Annotated in this window: 17 protein-coding genes; 7 read left to right on the top strand and 10 right to left on the bottom strand. The window is 33.1% G+C overall.

Going from position 1 to position 17133, the window contains the following annotated elements:
• Entirely contained in the window at nt 1–1866 is a 1866-nt protein-coding gene (locus OD917_RS11570; RefSeq protein WP_263523680.1) for a hypothetical protein, read from the top strand.
• 44 nt (nt 1867–1910) lie between these two features.
• On the opposite strand, the gene OD917_RS11565 is transcribed toward OD917_RS11570, so the two are convergent.
• From OD917_RS11565 to hemA, 10 genes are all read right to left on the bottom strand, one after another.
• Nucleotides 1911–2807 (bottom strand): fructose bisphosphate aldolase, encoded by an 897-nt coding sequence (locus tag OD917_RS11565; RefSeq protein ID WP_263523679.1) that lies wholly within the window; start codon nt 2805–2807, stop codon nt 1911–1913.
• Nucleotides 2808–2887: 80 nt separating this feature from the next.
• The gene (locus tag OD917_RS11560) at nt 2888–3826 is read right to left on the bottom strand and encodes a DUF4421 domain-containing protein (protein ID WP_263523678.1); all 939 of its coding nucleotides are present in this window, start codon (nt 3824–3826) and stop codon (nt 2888–2890) included.
• A gap of 143 nt (nt 3827–3969) precedes the next feature.
• Nucleotides 3970–4875: an oxygen-dependent coproporphyrinogen oxidase gene (gene hemF, locus OD917_RS11555; protein WP_263523677.1), complete on the bottom strand. Its 906-nt coding sequence runs from the start codon at nt 4873–4875 to the stop codon at nt 3970–3972.
• 19 nt (nt 4876–4894) lie between these two features.
• Nucleotides 4895–6760 carry a hypothetical protein gene (locus OD917_RS11550; protein WP_263523675.1) on the bottom strand — a complete coding sequence of 622 codons (1866 nt, stop codon included), beginning with the start codon at nt 6758–6760 and terminating at the stop codon, nt 4895–4897.
• Nucleotides 6761–6788: 28 nt separating this feature from the next.
• Nucleotides 6789–7334, bottom strand: coding sequence for a GNAT family N-acetyltransferase (locus tag OD917_RS11545; RefSeq protein ID WP_263523674.1), 546 nt, complete (start codon nt 7332–7334; stop codon nt 6789–6791).
• A gap of 1 nt (nt 7335) precedes the next feature.
• On the bottom strand, nt 7336–7713 hold the full coding sequence (locus OD917_RS11540; RefSeq protein ID WP_263523673.1) for a hypothetical protein: 378 nt from the start codon (nt 7711–7713) through the stop codon (nt 7336–7338).
• Nucleotides 7714–7784: 71 nt separating this feature from the next.
• On the bottom strand, nt 7785–8810 hold the full coding sequence (hemE, locus tag OD917_RS11535; RefSeq protein ID WP_263523671.1) for a uroporphyrinogen decarboxylase: 1026 nt from the start codon (nt 8808–8810) through the stop codon (nt 7785–7787).
• A gap of 50 nt (nt 8811–8860) precedes the next feature.
• On the bottom strand, nt 8861–9538 hold the full coding sequence (locus tag OD917_RS11530; protein WP_263523669.1) for a uroporphyrinogen-III synthase: 678 nt from the start codon (nt 9536–9538) through the stop codon (nt 8861–8863).
• Nucleotides 9538–10461 carry a hydroxymethylbilane synthase gene (gene hemC, locus OD917_RS11525; protein ID WP_263523668.1) on the bottom strand — a complete coding sequence of 308 codons (924 nt, stop codon included), beginning with the start codon at nt 10459–10461 and terminating at the stop codon, nt 9538–9540. Before hemC ends, OD917_RS11530 begins: the two co-directional genes overlap by 1 nt.
• Before the next feature lie 100 nt (nt 10462–10561).
• Nucleotides 10562–11812 carry a glutamyl-tRNA reductase gene (gene hemA, locus OD917_RS11520; protein ID WP_111284859.1) on the bottom strand — a complete coding sequence of 417 codons (1251 nt, stop codon included), beginning with the start codon at nt 11810–11812 and terminating at the stop codon, nt 10562–10564.
• 227 nt (nt 11813–12039) lie between these two features.
• Between hemA and OD917_RS11515 the strand changes: the two genes are divergently transcribed.
• The 6 genes from OD917_RS11515 (at nt 12040) to OD917_RS11490 (ending at nt 17126) form a co-directional block, all read left to right on the top strand.
• The gene (locus OD917_RS11515) at nt 12040–12915 is read left to right on the top strand and encodes an AraC family transcriptional regulator (RefSeq protein WP_111368228.1); all 876 of its coding nucleotides are present in this window, start codon (nt 12040–12042) and stop codon (nt 12913–12915) included.
• A gap of 3 nt (nt 12916–12918) precedes the next feature.
• Nucleotides 12919–13281, top strand: coding sequence for a hypothetical protein (locus tag OD917_RS11510; RefSeq protein ID WP_263523667.1), 363 nt, complete (start codon nt 12919–12921; stop codon nt 13279–13281).
• 137 nt (nt 13282–13418) lie between these two features.
• The gene (hemH, locus tag OD917_RS11505) at nt 13419–14438 is read left to right on the top strand and encodes a ferrochelatase (RefSeq protein WP_263523666.1); all 1020 of its coding nucleotides are present in this window, start codon (nt 13419–13421) and stop codon (nt 14436–14438) included.
• Nucleotides 14439–14445: 7 nt separating this feature from the next.
• Nucleotides 14446–15018, top strand: a complete 573-nt coding sequence (locus tag OD917_RS11500) for a hypothetical protein (RefSeq protein ID WP_263523665.1) — start codon at nt 14446–14448, stop codon at nt 15016–15018.
• Nucleotides 15018–15566: a CopD family protein gene (locus tag OD917_RS11495; RefSeq protein ID WP_263523664.1), complete on the top strand. Its 549-nt coding sequence runs from the start codon at nt 15018–15020 to the stop codon at nt 15564–15566. Before OD917_RS11500 ends, OD917_RS11495 begins: the two co-directional genes overlap by 1 nt.
• Nucleotides 15567–15710: 144 nt before the next feature.
• On the top strand, nt 15711–17126 hold the full coding sequence (locus OD917_RS11490) for a sensor histidine kinase (protein WP_263524573.1): 1416 nt from the start codon (nt 15711–15713) through the stop codon (nt 17124–17126).
• Nucleotides 17127–17133 lie beyond the last annotated feature (7 nt).

Raw genomic sequence — 17133 nt, 5'->3', positions numbered from 1 at the left:
ATGAAGCATTTTTACACACTAATTTTTCTATTTGCCACTTATTTTACTTTTGGGCAAACCAATCCAGATAAATACGACTATTTTGTACAGTTTAACGGAAACCAACTTTCTAAAAAAGTCAGTATTGACGAAGTTTTGAATCATCCGATTATCACAAAATACATCAGCAAAAAACCTGATTTTGATCTTCGAAAGTATGCGTCAATCATTAAATTAAATGAAAAAATTACGATTCATGGCAATTTCTTAGACAGTGTTCCATTTTACCAAGTTACTATTCCTGTAAAAAGTAAAGAAGCCGTTAAACAATATCTGGTTGAAAAATTGGGAGCTGGCGAAAAAAGCGATTCGTTAGGAAAAGGAGGAATTCAAGATTTTGGTAAATATGCTGTTTTTACGCCAAGCGGAGTAAAAAGATCTTTTGTGTGGAATGACAATTATTTGGTTGTATTTGAATTGACAAAAAGACTTCCGTCTAAATTTTATGATGTAGCAGAAACTACTGTTCCAAGTGATTCTATTGAAGTTTCAGATGCGTATTCAGAAACGGTTATAGAAGCTCCTGTTCCAATGGTTGTGGATACACCAAAAATTGCGGAACCATCTGTAATGCATGATGAACCAATAATTGAAGAAACCACAGTAGCTGATACTGAAAAAGATTATTTATATGACGGAAATCCGTATGAAGAATACACCGTGGAACAAGCAGAATTTGATAGAAAATTGGCTGAGAAGCAAAGTCAGATCATAAAAGCGCTTTTCGAAAATGGTTTTATAGCACCAACTTCTCCAAAAATAAATGTTGCAGCTGATATTTCGTCTTGGGTAAATTACGGCGGCGTGATGTCGAGTTTTTATTCGTTGTATAATTATCCGTTAGGATTATTTGGCAGTTATGATAAATATCTGCCAATGCAAAAGAACTTCGGGAATTTTATAAAAGGAATAAATATCGATTTTTATTTTGATAATGATAATGCGCGAATCGAGGAAGTTGTAGAATATTCAACTGAGATTGCTAAAGTTGTAAGCCAAATTAGTAATCGAAAAATTAATAAAAATATCTTCAATTATTTTCCTGCCGAAAAACCTTTAGGATATGTTTCGTATCATTTCGATACAAAAGCAGCACTTGAAAACTTTCCATCTTTAACGACAGAATTATTTCAAAATCCGAAATTCGGAAAAGAAGATATTAGTATCGTCACCGATTTGATTTCTACCATTGTTGACGAAGAAGCCACAGCGAAACTTTTTGACGGGGATTTAAGCGCTTTTTTATATGATGTGAAAGATGTTGAGGTTCTGACCAAAAAATACGATTATGACGAAAATTTTGAAGAAAAAATAACCGAAGAGAAAGTCAAAAAATCTATTCCGTTGTTTTCTGTGATTTTTACGTCTACGCATCCCACATTTGGAGACAAATTGCTGCAACTTGGAATTCGTAAAAAATTACTAGTTCAAAACGGAAATGTGTACACTATTGTTGGAACAAAGGATTATGGCGATATTTTTATTCTGAAAGACAAAGATGTTATAATTGTTGCCAATACAAGAGATTATTTTGGAACAGGAAAAGGATCTTTTGCTAAAGATACCAAGAAAGATTTGAGCAAAAATTACATTTCTGGAAAGATGAATATTGCGCAAACAATCAAAACATTTGGGAAAAACGCTAAAGATTCAGAATTGGATCGAATGACAAAAATTTCTTCTCAGTTTTCAGATGTTTCGATTGAATCGCCTAAAAAGCTAGTTGATAATAAATTGAAATTCGTTTTTAAACTGAACTCTTTTAAGTCTGATAAAAACATCATTTTGCAGACATTAGATTTAGCGGATGAAATGACTTCGAAATAATTAAAAGCAAAAATCCCTGAAACGTCAGGGATTTTTTTATGTTTTTATTGAATAGAAGCTTCGTAAATTTCTTTAATCGAATTGCCTAATTGAGAATTAAATTCAGCATCAGATTGTCCTGCACTAAGTCCTTCTGACAATGCTCTTGAGAAACTTGCGATCAATCCCTGATTTTCAGCTAGTTTCTGATTGGCTTCTTCTCGAGAATATCCGCCCGAAAGCGCCACAACGCGAACCACATGCGGATCGGACATTAAATCGCTGTAGAAATTCTTTGCCGTTGGAATGGAAAGCTTCAGCATTACTTTTACATCTTTATCCAGTAAATTCAGCTGTTTCTTGATTTCGTCTTTTAAAATCTGCTCTGCTTTTTCTTTATCCGAAATATAAATATCAACTTCAGGTTCAATTATCGGTACAAGCCCTTTTTTAAATATCTGCAGACCAACTTCAAATTGCTGTTTTACCACTTCTTGAATTCCAGTTTGATTTGCTTTTTTAATAACAGAACGCATCTTGGTTCCAAAAATCTTTCGATCTACAGCGCGATCAAGCAAATCGTCTAAGTTAGAAATCGGTTTCATTAACTGAACGCCATTGGCAAGATCAGCAAGACCTTTATCTACTTTCAAAAATGGAATGATGTGTTTTTTCTCCCATAAATATTCTGCAGTCCATTGTCCGTCAATTTTTCGATCCATTGTGTTTTCAAACAAAATGGCTCCAAGAATATATTGGCTGTCAAAAGCGGGACTTTTAATAATTCTGGTTCTCATTTCATGTACAAGAGTGTACATTTCTTCGTCGTTCGAATATTGATTTTCTTCAACGCCATATTGCGATAATGCTTTTGGTGTGCTACCGCCGCTTTGGTCTAGTGCTGCGATAAATCCTTTTCCGGAATGCATGAGATTTAATTGTTCTTTGTTCCTATTTTCCATAATAATGAATTTTAGTTTACATAAATCACTGTAATTTAAGCATTTTTTCGGGCTTATCGTTTATTTCAGATTAAGATTTCTTAAAGGCCAATCTTTTCATTGACTTTATCGTAAACTTCTTTTACCTTTTTTGGAGGATCAAATCGGTAGCCAACAGAAAGTTTTACAGTCGCAATATTATCATTCAATCTTGGATCTACTTTGTCATCTTGTGCAAAGCTTACGGTGTTAAGACTTGCAAATCCAAAAAAACGATCTTTATTATAAGCCAGTTTTAAATTGAAATCGGCTTGATATAAAGCTGAGGTGTCGCCGTCAATATCATTGATTCCGGCTCCCAAAGCGAGTCCAGCGCCAATCAAAACCCGATTACTAATTACGAAATTGTAAAAATAGGCGGGAGCCAAAGTGAAAACATAAATATCACCAGGCGAAGAATCGGGAGTATTTAAATCAAGATTGGTATAATAAAAAGAAAATGACGGAATAAAACTTCCAGAGCTTTTAGTTTGCCATTCGTTTTGACTTACCAATGTTTTGAAAGAGAATTTATCATTGAAAACATAAGAAGTCGATCCGCCAATTTTGGTAGTGCGCATATGAGGCAATTGTGCAGTTATGTTGTCATCGCTGATGTAAAATCCTTTTTGATTAATGAAAGTAAAAGACTGCATCCATTTTTTGTAATAAAAACGGGTGTTGAAATTAAAATGTTTAGAATTAGAATCACCTTTATTTCCGCCAAGAAATTTAGGAGCAAAACCAATTGTAACGTCAATGATTTTATAGTTTAAATTGAAACCAATCTGCTCTCGTCGATTAGGAATTAGGCTTACATATATTTTAGGATCCTGATTATCTGAAGCAATTTCGAAACTATTAGAAGTGTCTAAATAATAAATGCTGGTGGTTATTTTATCGCTATAAGATTTAAAATACGGATTTTGTAATGTGTCGTTTTGGGCAAAACATCCAAAAATGCTGGTGAAGAATGTGGTGTAAATTAGTTTTAAACACATAGAAACATAGTTTTTAGATAGCTTGAAAAGACGTTTCACTCAAATAATTCACATAGACTATGTGAAAAAATGCTGATTTTCTAAAATCACCTCTAAGATATGTCTTTAAATCTATGTTTCTATGTGTTAAATAAATTTTTAGATTACGAAATCCACTCGCGCGGACTTGCTAAAACGTTGATCAATTTTTCTTCTTCGCTTCCTGCTTCTGGATGATGATCGTAAACCCATTGTACATGCGGAGGCAAACTCATCAAAATACTTTCAATTCTTCCGTTGGTTTTTAATCCGAACAATGTTCCTTTGTCGTGAACTAAATTGAATTCAACATAACGGCCACGACGGATTTCTTGCCAAGTTCTTTGTTCTGGAGTATAAGAAAGGTTCTTTCTTTTTTCTACAATTGGCACATATGCTTCAAGGAAACTATTTCCAACTTCGGTTACGAAATTGTACCAATTTTCCATTGACATCGATTCATTTGCTTTGCAATAATCAAAGAACAAACCGCCAAGTCCACGGGCTTCATTTCTATGTGCATTCCAGAAATATGAATCACATTGTTTTTTATATTTTGGATAAAACTCTGGATTGTGTTTATCGCAAGCTGTTTTACAAGTCTGATGAAAATGTTTTGCATCTTCCTCGAACAAATAATAAGGCGTTAAATCTTGTCCGCCACCAAACCATTGTTCGATCACATTTCCGTTTTCATCATACATTTCGAAATATCGCCAATTGGCGTGCACAGTAGGAACCATCGGGCTTTTCGGGTGAATAACCAAACTTAATCCGCAGGCAAAGAAATCAGCTTCACCAACGCCAAACATTTTTTGCATCGTTTCAGGAAGTTTTCCGTGAACGGCTGAAATGTTTACACCGCCTTTTTCAAAAACAGTTCCGTTTTCAATAACACGTGTTCTTCCGCCTCCGCCTTCAGGACGTTTCCATAAGTCTTCACGGAATTTTGTCGTTCCGTCAACAGCTTCTAATCCAGTGCAGATTTGGTCTTGTAAATTTTGTATGTATGCGTAAAATTTGTCTTTCATTTTGATTGTATTCTATATCCTATTCTGTGAAATTATATTTACTTAATATCTCTTTTGCTATTACTGGATTTCCAAAAATAAAATAACGGGAGCTTTTTTCATTAAAAAGATTAACCTCTAAAAATCTATTTGAGCTCCCTGTCTTCTTTAATAGTATTTCTGAAATGTCATTAAATATTAATTGTGAATCATTGGTACTATCGTTTATTTTTGCAATACATGCAATATCATTAAGAAAGATAAAGCAGTTTAACTCAAATTTATCGCTTTCGAGAGAAGTATAATTTGAGCTTTTATGAATATAATTATAATCAATAAAAATACTCATATCATTTAACTCATTGTGTGATTGAGCTTTTAAAGTGTTGAGTTTATCTCTCGCATAACTTGGTTCTTCTGTGCCAAAATTAAGAAAGTCGCCATCAGTAAAGACTTTGTAACCTTTACTTTCTAAGTCTGTTCTTGCTAAATCGCATAATTTTTTAACTCTTTTAGGAAGCGCTAAACTATCTAAATTGTAATAATCAAATGGTGTCATCCAGCTGTTTGGCATTCCTTTCCTCCAATTTTCTCTGCCAGTTAATCTGGTAAGTATATTGCCTTGTCTATGACCATTATATGCTTCGATTAATTTCTGTTTATAAGAGTTATCTTTGACTGCCTTATTTACAATTCTATTGAAGTCTTTCTTTTCTAATGGATTAAAAATGGTTTCGATGCCAAATCTTAAACAATCTGACCACTCATTTACATAATGCATACTTGGAAGCGGTTTCTCAATTTTAGCAAAAACATCTACAAAGTTTTGGTCATTATTCTCGGTTAATAATCCTTTAAGAAATAATTCATTCACCGTATAGTTATAAAATTTACAATCATTCAAAAGAGCATTGAAAGTTTCTTTTCTTTGATCAATGCCTAATTTCCAATTTAAAAACTTAAACGTTAGATTGTCTTTAAATCCTACTTCTTTTAAATCTTCAATAATTGGAAGAACTGCTGCGTCACCGGTTGATAATAAAAAAGCAATAAGATCAAATTGGTTATTGTAGTCCAGCGAACCTGCAGGAATCCAGTCTGGAGCTCCATAATGAGGCTGAATTAATGACGAATCGACCGGAAATTTTTTCAGCAATGCAGCACAATATATTATCAGTTTTTTTCGGGTTGCCTCATCAATGTTTGTATTATCAAAATAACTTTCTCTTAATGAATAGGCAAGATGATTTTTTTTGAAGACATCTACAGATGTATATTTTTTATTATTCAGTAAGGAATTAAAAAAATAATCAATAACATCTCCATAATTGGCATATTTAAGTGCGCAAAATAATTGAATTTCATTACTTGACTGTCCAGATAATAATAATTCTTTTATTGGTTGTTCATACCCTTCAATTTGCATTGAACACAACATTTGTGCAGTTTGACTTTCTATTTGAGGGTTTTTCAAACATTTAAAAAATAAGGACTTTAATTCTAAATTGATTATTTTTCTTCGATCTGGTTCTATACTTCCATCATATATACTATTGAAAACAATATCTGCAAATAAATTTTTAATAGAGTCATTATTGCCTTCATTTATAATAGAAATAATTTCTTTTTCGGCTGTTTTGTCATCGTAATTAAATCGTTCAGCAACTGACTTTTTTTTCAAACCATCAGAAATTCTATCCTCTTTAATTTTTTCTTTCGACTTTGAATAGCTTTTCATTAAATCAACCCACTTCTTGTCTTCAATTACCAATATTTTTGGATTTTTCTTTAAAATATTTTGTTCTTTGATAAAGCCAGCTATAGAAACGCTATCTTTTTTTAAAGAACTTTGAGCATAATTTTTAAAACTAAAAAACAGGCATAAAAACAAGAATAATTTTCTCATTGGTTTTCTGATTTGGGATAAATTTCGCTTAAAGACTATTATATTCTGATTTAAGAAGTCCGAAGTAAACAGAGTTTTGCAAAGTGCCGTCTCCATTTCTAAATTCGTCTCTTAAAATTCCTTCTTGTTTAAAATTATGTTTTAATGCAATTCGCTGACTGGCCAAATTAACTTCTGATGTGCAGATAAAAACCTTATTCAGCATTAATTCCTTAAAGCAAAATTCAAGTGCATCTGAAACCATTTTTGAGGTAATTCCTTTTCCTTGGTAATCTTCATCAATAAAATATCCAAATTCACATTTCGAGATGCGGTAATCGATAGTTTTTACACATAAATAACCAATTAAATTGTTGGTTTTAATATCTCGGGCATAAAAATGAAAACCTTCTTTGTTTTTCTCTTTTTCAAGACTAATAGAAATGAAATTTTGAGCTTTTTCTAGAGAATCTGAATTGGCAAGTGTTACAGGAAATGTTTTGCCGATATGAGTTTTATTTTTATCAATCAGTTTGTAGAATTCTTCGGGAAGAATATTTTCAATTCGGTCTGTTTTCCAATCTGCAAAACTCATTTTATTTGTTTTTAATAGATGAAATTTTCGAATTTATTCCAAAAGAAAAAACTTTGCTTTCGGCTTGAACATATTCGTAAATAGCCAAAGCCTTATTTTCAAAATTATAATTTTCAGCTTTAGAAAATTCTATTAAAATATCGGCAAATTGCTCTAATTGTTCCCAATCAAAATGAAGACGCATTAATAATGTAATTAAATCTTCATTCGAATAATCGATTAAAGTTTCAATGTTTAATGCAAATTCTTTCAGCTGATTTTCGATATCAGTTATTTGCAGGTTACTCAAAGGATAAGGCACAAAAATAAGAGTTCGCAACGTTTTCAGGACATTGTCAATTCTTATTTTTTCTTCGTCACGTAAACCTTTGTTGAGCATGTTTTTAGTTTTCAGTCACAGTTTTCAGTCGCAGCGAAATCTGAAAACTGCGACTGAAAACTGAACACTAATTAATTCCCGTATTCCTTCACCGCGTCAATAAACGCTTTGGCGTGATCTACAGGGATATTTGGTAAAATTCCGTGACCTAAATTTACAATATATTTGTCTTTTCCGAATTCGTCGATCATTTCGTGAACCATTTTCTTGATAGTTGGAATTGGAGAAAGTAATCTTGACGGATCAAAGTTTCCTTGTAAAGTAATATTTCCACCAGACAAGTAACGTGCATTTCTTGCTGTACAAGTCCAGTCAACTCCAAGAGCTGAAGCTTTACTTTTACCCATTTCGCCAAGAGCAAACCAGCATCCTTTTCCAAAAACGATAACAGGCGTAATATCTGCTAAAGCATCAACAATCTGGTTAATATATTTCCAAGAAAATTCCTGATAGTCAACAGGAGAAAGCATTCCTCCCCAAGAATCAAAAATCTGAACGGCATTTACTCCAGATTTCACTTTTTCTTTTAAATATAAAATAGTCGTATCGGTGATTTTTTGTAATAAAGTATGTGCTGCGACTGGGTTTGAAAAACAGAATCCTTTTGCAGTATCAAAACTTTTAGAACCTTTTCCTTCAACAGCATAACAGAAAATTGTCCAAGGCGAGCCAGCGAAACCAATTAATGGAACTTCATCATTCAGCATTTCTTTAGTCAATTTCACCGCATCAAAAACGTAACCTAAAGTTTCATTTACATCTGGGACAAAAACTTGATTTACTTGTTCCATCGTGCGAATTGGATCTGGAATTATCGGACCTAAATTGTCTTTCAATTCTACATGAATTCCCATTGCGCGTGGCACAACCAAGATGTCTGAGAATAAAATAGCAGCATCTGGAGCAATTCTACGAATTGGCTGAACCGTAATTTCAGCAGCTAATTCTGGAGTTTCGCAACGCGTAAAAAAATCATATTTATCACGAAGTTCTCTAAATTCTGGCAAATATCTTCCCGCTTGACGCATCATCCATACTGGCGGACGCTGTACTGTTTCTCCTTTTAATGCTTTTAAAAATAGGTCGTTTTTTAACATGTTTTTTATTTTAGTTGCAAAATCTCAAAGTGACAAAGTTGCAAAGGTTCTTATTTATATTCGTGAATTACATCTTCGATCACGTCTTCAATTGTGGGCTGATCTGCGATGATGATATTTTTTGTTACTTTCAATAAAGCTTCTGCGGTTGTATCGCCAATGCAGAAACAGATTTGTTTGTTTATAGTATTGTCTTTCAGATAACTTTTAACTCCAGACGGACTAAAAAACAAAATCGCTTCTGGATTTGCTTTTATTTTCTGAGGTTGCAACGTAGTTTCGTAAACCTGAATTTCGTTGAATTTAATTCCGTTTTCTTTTAAAGCTTCGGGCAAAGTATCTCTTCTCAGGTTTCCGCTGAAAAAAGTATAACTTTCATTTCCATAAATCAAAGTGATAATTTCAGCCAAATCAGTAGCATAACCGGTGTAAGCTACAACGTTGAATCCGTTTTCTTCTAAAAGATTTTTGGTTTTAATTCCAACGCAATACACGTTTTTCTCCCGAAGCTTCGGGATTAATTCTTCTGATTTTGGATTTGATAAAACGCTGTGAACGGCGTTTTGACTTGTAAAAATCAGACTTTCGTTGAGGTCCTTTAATTCGAAAGGTTTGTTTTCGGTTTTAATGAAATCGGCTTCGATTAATTCAACGCCATATTTCATTAGCTCTTGCTTATGAAAAGGAGATAATATTTTTGTAGAGAGTATTTGAACTGGGTTTGCCATTATTTCTTCAGGGATTCTTTGATTTTCTGCATTAATTCCGTTCCACCATTATTCAAAATCTCCTGGGCTGAATTGAAACCTAGTTTTTTCCATTGTGAAATGTCAACCGTTTTATTGATTTCCAGTTTTTGTTTTCCATCAATAGAAAGTAAAACACCTTGAAAATGTAAAGTGTCTTCATCTTCGTTATAAGTTACTAAAGCTCCAATTGGGGCAGTACATCCACCTTCAAGAGTTCTTAAAAACTGACGCTCTATATAAGTACAAATTTCAGTTTCGATATCATTTAATTGAGAAAGTGCATCCAAAGTGTAGTTGTCATTTTCCATTCCAACAACCAGCATTGCACCTTGAGCTGGCGCAGGAATCATCCAATCTAAATTGATGTAATTTTCGGGTTTCAGATTAATTCTTTCCAAACCAGCAGCAGCAAAAACAGCTCCGTCCCATTCGTTATCTTGTAACTTCTGCATACGCGTATTTACGTTTCCGCGTAAATCTACTACAGTATGATTTGGGTATTTATTGAACCATTGCGCCTGACGACGCAAACTTCCAGTTGCAATGGTACTTGGATTTGCAAAATCAGGATTTCCTTTATGAACTAAAATGTCTAAAACATTGGCTCTTGGCAAAACCGCACCTTGAACGATACCTTTTGGTAAAGCTGTTGGTACATCTTTCATAGAATGCACAGCAATATCAATATCGCCATTAATCATGGCAATGTCTAAGGTTTTAGTGAAAATTCCAGTGATTCCTAATTCGTAAAGAGGTTTGTCCAGAATAATATCACCTTGAGATTTAACCGCAACAATTGAGGTTTTATAACCTAAATCGTTTAGTTTTTTCTCGACAGTATGTGCTTGCCAAAGTGCTAATTCGCTATCGCGTGTTCCAATTCTGATTGTTTTTTCAGCCATGTTTTGTTTCTTGAACCATATAAGTTATAAAAGTAAATTTAAGCAGTTTGGGTAAAACACAGTTTTTAAATGAACTTATATGGTTTAAAATTTGATTTTGTTAAGATGCTTTTATTTTGAAGACTTTTTCGATCCATTCGATGCTTTCATCGACCATGGTATCGTCGTCTTTTAAATGATTGGCAAAATGTGTAGTGATTTTTTGAATGATTCGGTTACTGATAATTTCAGCTTGTTCCTCATTAAAATCGGCGATTTTTTTACTTTGAAAATCTAGTTCAGAAGCTTTAATAGCGTTTAATTTTTCTTTTAAAGCATTGATCGTCGGAGCAAATTTTCTTCCTTTCATCCAAGTAACAAATTCTTCTTTGATTTCTTCGATAATTGCTTCTGCAGCCGGAATGTGTAATTTTCTGTTTTCCAAAGTTTCATCTGTCAATTGAGACAAATAATCCATATGAATTAAAGTTACGCCTTCTAATTCCTCTACGTTTTCATTTACGTTTTTCGGAATTGATAAATCCAGAATCAATAAAGGTTTTTTAAGATTCAAAATTGCTTTATCAACCGTTGGATTTTGCGCGCCAGTTGCAACAACTACAACATCAGCTTTTTGAAGTTCTAAATGCAATTCAGAGTAATCTTTAACAATCAAATTTAGTTTTCCAGCCAATTTTTCAGCTTTGTCTTTAGTTCGGTTGATTAAAGTGATATGTTCGTTTTTAGTATGTTTTACTAAATTCTCACAAGTATTTCTTCCGATTTTTCCAGTTCCAAAAAGTAGAATATTTTTGTTGCTGATGTCTTCAACATTTTTCAAAATATATTGTACAGAGGCAAAAGAAACCGAAGTTGCACCAGAACTGATTTCTGTTTCAGTTTTGATTCTTTTACTTGCTTGAATAACGGCATTTACCAATCTTTCCATAAAAGCATTGGCCAATCCCATTGATTTTGAATGAATAAAAGAAGTTTTGATTTGAGATATAATTTCGAAATCACCTAAAATCTGACTGTCTAAACCAGTTCCTACACGAAATAAGTGATTGATCGCTTCTTGATTTTTGTAAACGAAACCTACTTTTTGAAAAGCATCTACAGAGCCGTTACTATTATCGCAGATAAGTTTTATTAATTGAAATGGATGTTCAGCAAAACCGTAAATTTCGGTTCTGTTGCAAGTTGAAGTAACTATTAAACTTTCTATTCCCTCGTTTTTAGCTTGTTCCAGCAATCGCGTTTTCGCAACGGCATCCAAACTAAATTGACCTCTGACCTCAGCATCAGCTTTTTTATAACTCAGACCAACTGAGTAAAAATAAAGGTGTTTCGGTACGTTATTGTTTTCCATAAATTCACTTTCATAAAAGTGCAACAAAATTATTACTATAGTGTTTATAAAAGTAACGCTAAAAGTACTTTTTATGTCGCTGTATGTTTTTTTGAACCTAAATAGGTGTTTTTGAGTAAAAAAGGCTACTTTTGTAGCAAAATCAGCTCCTTTGAAGTGATTAGTTTAGAGCGATTCTAAATAACATTTTGAGTTTGTTTTGATTTTCGTTTCAAAAAAATATCGCTATGAGTTCTCAAGAAGTTATAAAAATTGAAGACGACTTTACGCTGATTCGTTTTCAAAATGATGGTTCAGAACCTTTCTATGCACAGCACGAAATAATAGGTACTGGCCTGATACAGTTTCACTTCGGGATAAAAGGCAATGCAAAATTCTTATTCAATCAAGGCAATTATGCTTTAGAATTGAAAGAAGAAAAATCGCTGCTTTTATACAATCCACAGAAAGAATTGCCCCTAAATTTAGAGCTGGCTCCAAACTCGTGGGCAATTTCAGTAATTGTATCAATCAAGAAATTTCACGCATTATTTTCTGCCGAAGCTGATTATATTACTTTTTTAAGTCCTGACAATAAGGATAAAAAGTATTATAACGAAGGAAATATCAGTCCATCAATGGCAATTGTTTTGAGTCAGTTGTTCCATTACAATCTTCATCCATCTATTAAAAACCTTTATTATAAAGGAAAAGGATACGAATTATTGAGTTTATATTTCAATAGAACTGAAGATCCGAATGCAGAACAATGTCCGTTTTTGATTGACGAAGATAATGTCCTAAAAATCAGAAAAGCCAAAGAAATTGTAATTGCAAATATGGCCGAACCGCCAGGATTGCAAGAACTAGCAGATGAAATCGGTTTGAATTTGAAAAAGCTAAAAATGGGTTTCAAGCAAATTTACGGCGATACAGTTTATGGCTTCTTATTTGATTACAAAATGGATTTCGCGAGAAAACTTTTAGACAGCGGTTCTTATAATGTAAACGAAGTTGGTTTGAAAATTGGTTACAGCACAGGGAGTCACTTCATAGCCGCATTCAAAAAGAAATTCGGAACAACACCCAAAAAATATTTAATGTCGATTAATGCGAATGTTTAATAAATGAAGAAAGTTATTTTCCCTATTTTAATTGTTTTTTTGAGCTGTAAATCTGAAGAAAGTCCGCTTGTCATTGAATATAGAAATATGGCATTTCATGATATTGAAGCCGATAGTGTAAAGACATTTGGTTTTGGTTTGCCACTTCCGCCAAGAGACTCATTAGAATTATTGAGGAATAATAGAAAAACGACTATCTATAATAAATATGGATTATACAGTAAGAATCTCGGATGCATTGTTGGTGATAAAGAGTTAGATGCTGCCGCAAATGAATATCGAAAAATAACCGATGTTTATCTTGAGAAGCGAAATGGAAAAGGCTGGGAAGAAAAAATGCATATAGAAGTTAATAATATAAAATGAGTTTTTAAATTAGGAATCAATTTTATAAATAAGAACATAATTAAAAAGTAATAATTATCATATTTCGAAAAAGTTGCAAGTTCTACTTTTGTCGAAATTTTTAAAAACAAATAAAAAGCTTAAAGCAAAAAATAATAATGAAAGGCGCACTATTAATAAACTTAGGATCTCCGGATAGTCCAACTCCAAAAGATGTAAAACCTTATTTAGATGAATTTTTAATGGATAAATACGTCATCGATGTTCCGTATTTATTGAGAGCATTATTAGTTCGCGGAATTATTCTAAGAAAAAGACCTGAAGAATCTGCACACGCTTATGCGAAAATCTGGTGGGAAGAAGGTTCTCCGTTAATCGTTCTTTCTGAAAGAATGCACAAAAAAGTACAGCCATTATCTAACATTCCTGTTTCACTTGCAATGCGTTATGGGTCAATGACAATCGAAAAAGGTTTGCAGGAATTGAGCGATCAAGGTGTTACTGAAGTATTGCTTTTTCCATTGTATCCTCAATATGCAATGGCTTCTACTTTGACAATTTTAGTTTTAGCAGAAGAAATTCGTAAGAACAAATTCCCGCACATGAGGTTTAGTGATGTTCCCGCATTTTATAATAAACCAGATTATATTAAAAATGTGGCAGATTCCATTCAAAAACATTTGAGAGGATTTGAATACGATCAACTAGTATTTTCATATCACGGAATTCCTGAGCGTCACGTTCGCAAAACGGATAAAACAAAGTCGCATAAAAAATTCGTAACCAATGAAATGTGCTGCGAAGTAGGAACTCCAGAAGCAGAATTCTGTTATAGAACACATTGTTACGAAACAACGCGTTTGGTTGTAGAACAATTAGGCATTCCAAAAGATAAATATTGTGTTACTTTCCAGTCAAGATTGGCAGGCGACAAATGGCTTGAACCATATACTGATGTTGAAATTGACAATATGCCGTCAAAAGGAATTAAGAAAATTGCGGTTGTAACTCCAGCTTTCGTAACGGATTGTTTAGAAACTTTGGAAGAAATCGCTATGCGCGCTAAAGAAGATTTTGAAGCAAATGGAGGAGAAGAATTCTTGGCAATTCCTTGTTTAAATGACGAAGACGAATGGTGTCAAACTGTTTCTAATTGGATTAACGATTGGGCTAAATAAATATTAGATGAATAAATTAAAAAGTATTTCCGTTTTATTTCTTGTTTTAGTAACTCTTTCAGGTTGCAAAAAAAACAATTCTCTTGCAGATAATAATTTTTACGATAAAACATTCAATTGGCAGATTTCTGTTCCAGATGATTATGAAAAAGTAAATTTAAAGGAAAAAGCCGATATTAAAGGTGATACTGCTTTAGCTAAAAAGAAGCACTCGATTGTTGTTTTTAAGAAAGACGAAGCCAATTATTTTTCAGTGAATTACGAAGATTTCTTTGGAAATGATGTTCGAGCGCTTGATCTAAATATGAAATTAAAAGATTTTCTTCTTTTAAAGGATGTTGGTAAAATTTATCCGAAAGGTAAAATGGGAGATTACTCAGTAACTACTGAAAATATTTCGGGTTTGCCATTTAGAAGAGCTAAAATAGAAATAACTGAGGATGGGAAAAAAGTCGTAACACTAGTTATTTTTTCTAGAGGTTTTAATGATAAGATCTTTGTCAATTCAATCGTTTATGAAGATGAAGATGATGGTAAAGAAATGATTGATCTTTTTAAAAAATCTACATTTAAGAAGTAATGGAATATTATAATTATCTAAAATCGCTTCATCTTATTTTTGTAATAACTTGGTTTGCAGGATTGTTTTACATTGTGCGTTTGTTTGTTTACCAAATTGAAGCCAATGAAAAGCCTTCGCCAGAAAAAGAAATTCTTCAGGCACAATACAAAATAATGGCCTACCGTTTGTGGTATATTATTACATGGCCGTCGGCGGTTTTGGCGAGTATTTTTGCTTTTTGGATGCTGTTTTTTACAGATGCAGGTCACGTTTGGATAACCATGCCTTGGATGCACGTAAAATTATGCTTCGTTTTCCTTTTATATTTATACCACGGAAAATGCCATCAGATTTTTAAACAATTACAAAGAGATGAAGTAAAATATTCCAATAATTTTATGCGTTTATGGAACGAAGGCGCTACGATTATTCTATTTGCTGTTGTCTTTTTAGTAGTTTTAAAAAGTGCCATCAACTGGATTTTCGGCGTAATCGGAATTATTTTATTCTCGGTCTTAATTATGCTGGGATTCCGTTTTTATAAAAGAATTAGAGAGAGAAAATAGTTTTTTTAGTTTCAGGTTTCAAGTTTCAAGTTGTCAAACGCAACGTAACCTGAACTTGAAACTTGAAACCTGAAACAAATAAAACAAATGTTTAACAACTTCAAAATGACAATGCTTTCGCTTCGAACCAGGATTTTTCTGTCGATGATTGTATTGATTGTTGTGGCATCTTTTTTATTGGCTTCGATTTCGATTATTCAGTTTAAAACAGAGGCCAAAGAATATCATCAAGAACGTTTAGAACGAAAAGAAAATGCCGTAAAAGAACACATCAATTATGTTCTGGCTACGACTACTTATCCGCTGAAAACTCAAAACCTGGATTTAATTTTTAAAGATAAAATCCACGAGTTAGCGCAGATTCACAAAATCGAAATCAATATTTATGGTCTTGACGGAAAACTGCTAAAATCTTCAAAAGAATCTTTTGCCGTTGATAAAATTGCACCACCAATTCCAGAATACATTTTAAAACTGGTTCGTTCTTCTATCGAAAAGCGATTTGTAGATATTAAAACGATAGACGGAGTTAAAAACCGATCTTCATACAGTTTAATTAAAGATGAAAAATTCAAGCCGCTCGGAATCCTTAATCTGCCATATTTGGAAGACGATGGCTATTATGATAATGAATTGAATACTTTCTTGATTCGTTTAAGTCAGGTTTATTCTTTTATGTTAATTGTCGCTTTCGGATTGGCGTATTTCCTATCAACATATATTACAAAATCGTTGAAAACCATTTCTGAACGTTTGGAAGAAACAAATCTGGATCAGAAAAATGAGAAAATTGTTCTAGAAGCAAATAGCAAAGAAGTTAATTTCTTGATTAGAGCTTACAACGGAATGGTGGACAAATTGGAAACGAGTGCAATTAAATTAGCGCAAAGCGAACGTGAAGAAGCTTGGCGCGAAATGGCAAAACAGGTAGCGCACGAAATTAAAAATCCGCTTACGCCAATGCGTTTGACGGTTCAGAGTTTCCAGCGAAAATTTGATCCTTCTGCTCCAGATGTAAAACAAAAGATGAACGATTATTCCGAGACTTTAATTCAGCAGATTGATACCATGACGGCGGTAGCTTCGGCATTTTCGAACTTTGCTTCGATGCCAGCACAGCAAAACGAAACGCTGAATGTTGTTGAGGTTGTCGAATTGGCTTTGGATATTTTCAACGAAGATTATATCTCTTTTGAAAAAGAAGAAGAAGAAATCATTTCCAAAATGGATCGTACGCAATTAATCCGTGTGATTACCAATTTGGTTAAAAATGCTACTCAGGCCATTCCAGAAAGTCAGTTTCAAAAATCTATTGAAGTTTCAGTAAAAAGAAGAAATAACAATGTTGAAATTGCCGTAAAAGACAACGGAATTGGAATTCAGAAACAAGATATTGGCAGAATTTTCGAACCAAAGTTTACTACCAAAACTAGCGGTATGGGACTTGGTTTAGGAATTATCAAAAACATTATCGAAAATTACAAAGGAACAATTACCTTTGAGTCAACTTACGGAAAAGGAACTACGTTTAGAGTTTCTCTTCCTATCACAAACTCATAAAAAAAGC

The sequence above is a fragment of the Flavobacterium sp. SH_e genome (assembly GCF_025717045.1).
Classification (GTDB): Bacteria; Bacteroidota; Bacteroidia; order Flavobacteriales; family Flavobacteriaceae; genus Flavobacterium.
Note: the sequence above shows the minus strand (reverse complement) of the source record. Positions and strands in the feature narration are given on the sequence as shown.

Excerpts from the sequence above, each read along its gene's own strand:
- hemC (WP_263523668.1), bottom strand. The coding sequence starts at position 10,461 with ATGGCTGAAAAAACAATCAGAATTGGAACACGCGATAGCGAATTAGCA.
- OD917_RS11490 (WP_263524573.1), top strand. The coding sequence starts at position 15,711 with ATGATTGTATTGATTGTTGTGGCATCTTTTTTATTGGCTTCGATTTCG.
- OD917_RS11530 (WP_263523669.1), bottom strand. The coding sequence starts at position 9,538 with ATGGCAAACCCAGTTCAAATACTCTCTACAAAAATATTATCTCCTTTT.
- hemA (WP_111284859.1), bottom strand. The coding sequence starts at position 11,812 with ATGGAAAACAATAACGTACCGAAACACCTTTATTTTTACTCAGTTGGT.
- OD917_RS11560 (WP_263523678.1), bottom strand. The coding sequence starts at position 3,826 with ATGTGTTTAAAACTAATTTACACCACATTCTTCACCAGCATTTTTGGA.
- OD917_RS11500 (WP_263523665.1), top strand. The coding sequence starts at position 14,446 with ATGAATAAATTAAAAAGTATTTCCGTTTTATTTCTTGTTTTAGTAACT.
- OD917_RS11515 (WP_111368228.1), top strand. The coding sequence starts at position 12,040 with ATGAGTTCTCAAGAAGTTATAAAAATTGAAGACGACTTTACGCTGATT.
- OD917_RS11510 (WP_263523667.1), top strand. The coding sequence starts at position 12,919 with ATGAAGAAAGTTATTTTCCCTATTTTAATTGTTTTTTTGAGCTGTAAA.
- OD917_RS11565 (WP_263523679.1), bottom strand. The coding sequence starts at position 2,807 with ATGGAAAATAGGAACAAAGAACAATTAAATCTCATGCATTCCGGAAAA.
- OD917_RS11545 (WP_263523674.1), bottom strand. The coding sequence starts at position 7,334 with ATGAGTTTTGCAGATTGGAAAACAGACCGAATTGAAAATATTCTTCCC.
- OD917_RS11540 (WP_263523673.1), bottom strand. The coding sequence starts at position 7,713 with ATGCTCAACAAAGGTTTACGTGACGAAGAAAAAATAAGAATTGACAAT.
- hemF (WP_263523677.1), bottom strand. The coding sequence starts at position 4,875 with ATGAAAGACAAATTTTACGCATACATACAAAATTTACAAGACCAAATC.
- hemE (WP_263523671.1), bottom strand. The coding sequence starts at position 8,810 with ATGTTAAAAAACGACCTATTTTTAAAAGCATTAAAAGGAGAAACAGTA.
- OD917_RS11495 (WP_263523664.1), top strand. The coding sequence starts at position 15,018 with ATGGAATATTATAATTATCTAAAATCGCTTCATCTTATTTTTGTAATA.
- OD917_RS11550 (WP_263523675.1), bottom strand. The coding sequence starts at position 6,760 with ATGAGAAAATTATTCTTGTTTTTATGCCTGTTTTTTAGTTTTAAAAAT.
- hemH (WP_263523666.1), top strand. The coding sequence starts at position 13,419 with ATGAAAGGCGCACTATTAATAAACTTAGGATCTCCGGATAGTCCAACT.
- OD917_RS11570 (WP_263523680.1), top strand. The coding sequence starts at position 1 with ATGAAGCATTTTTACACACTAATTTTTCTATTTGCCACTTATTTTACT.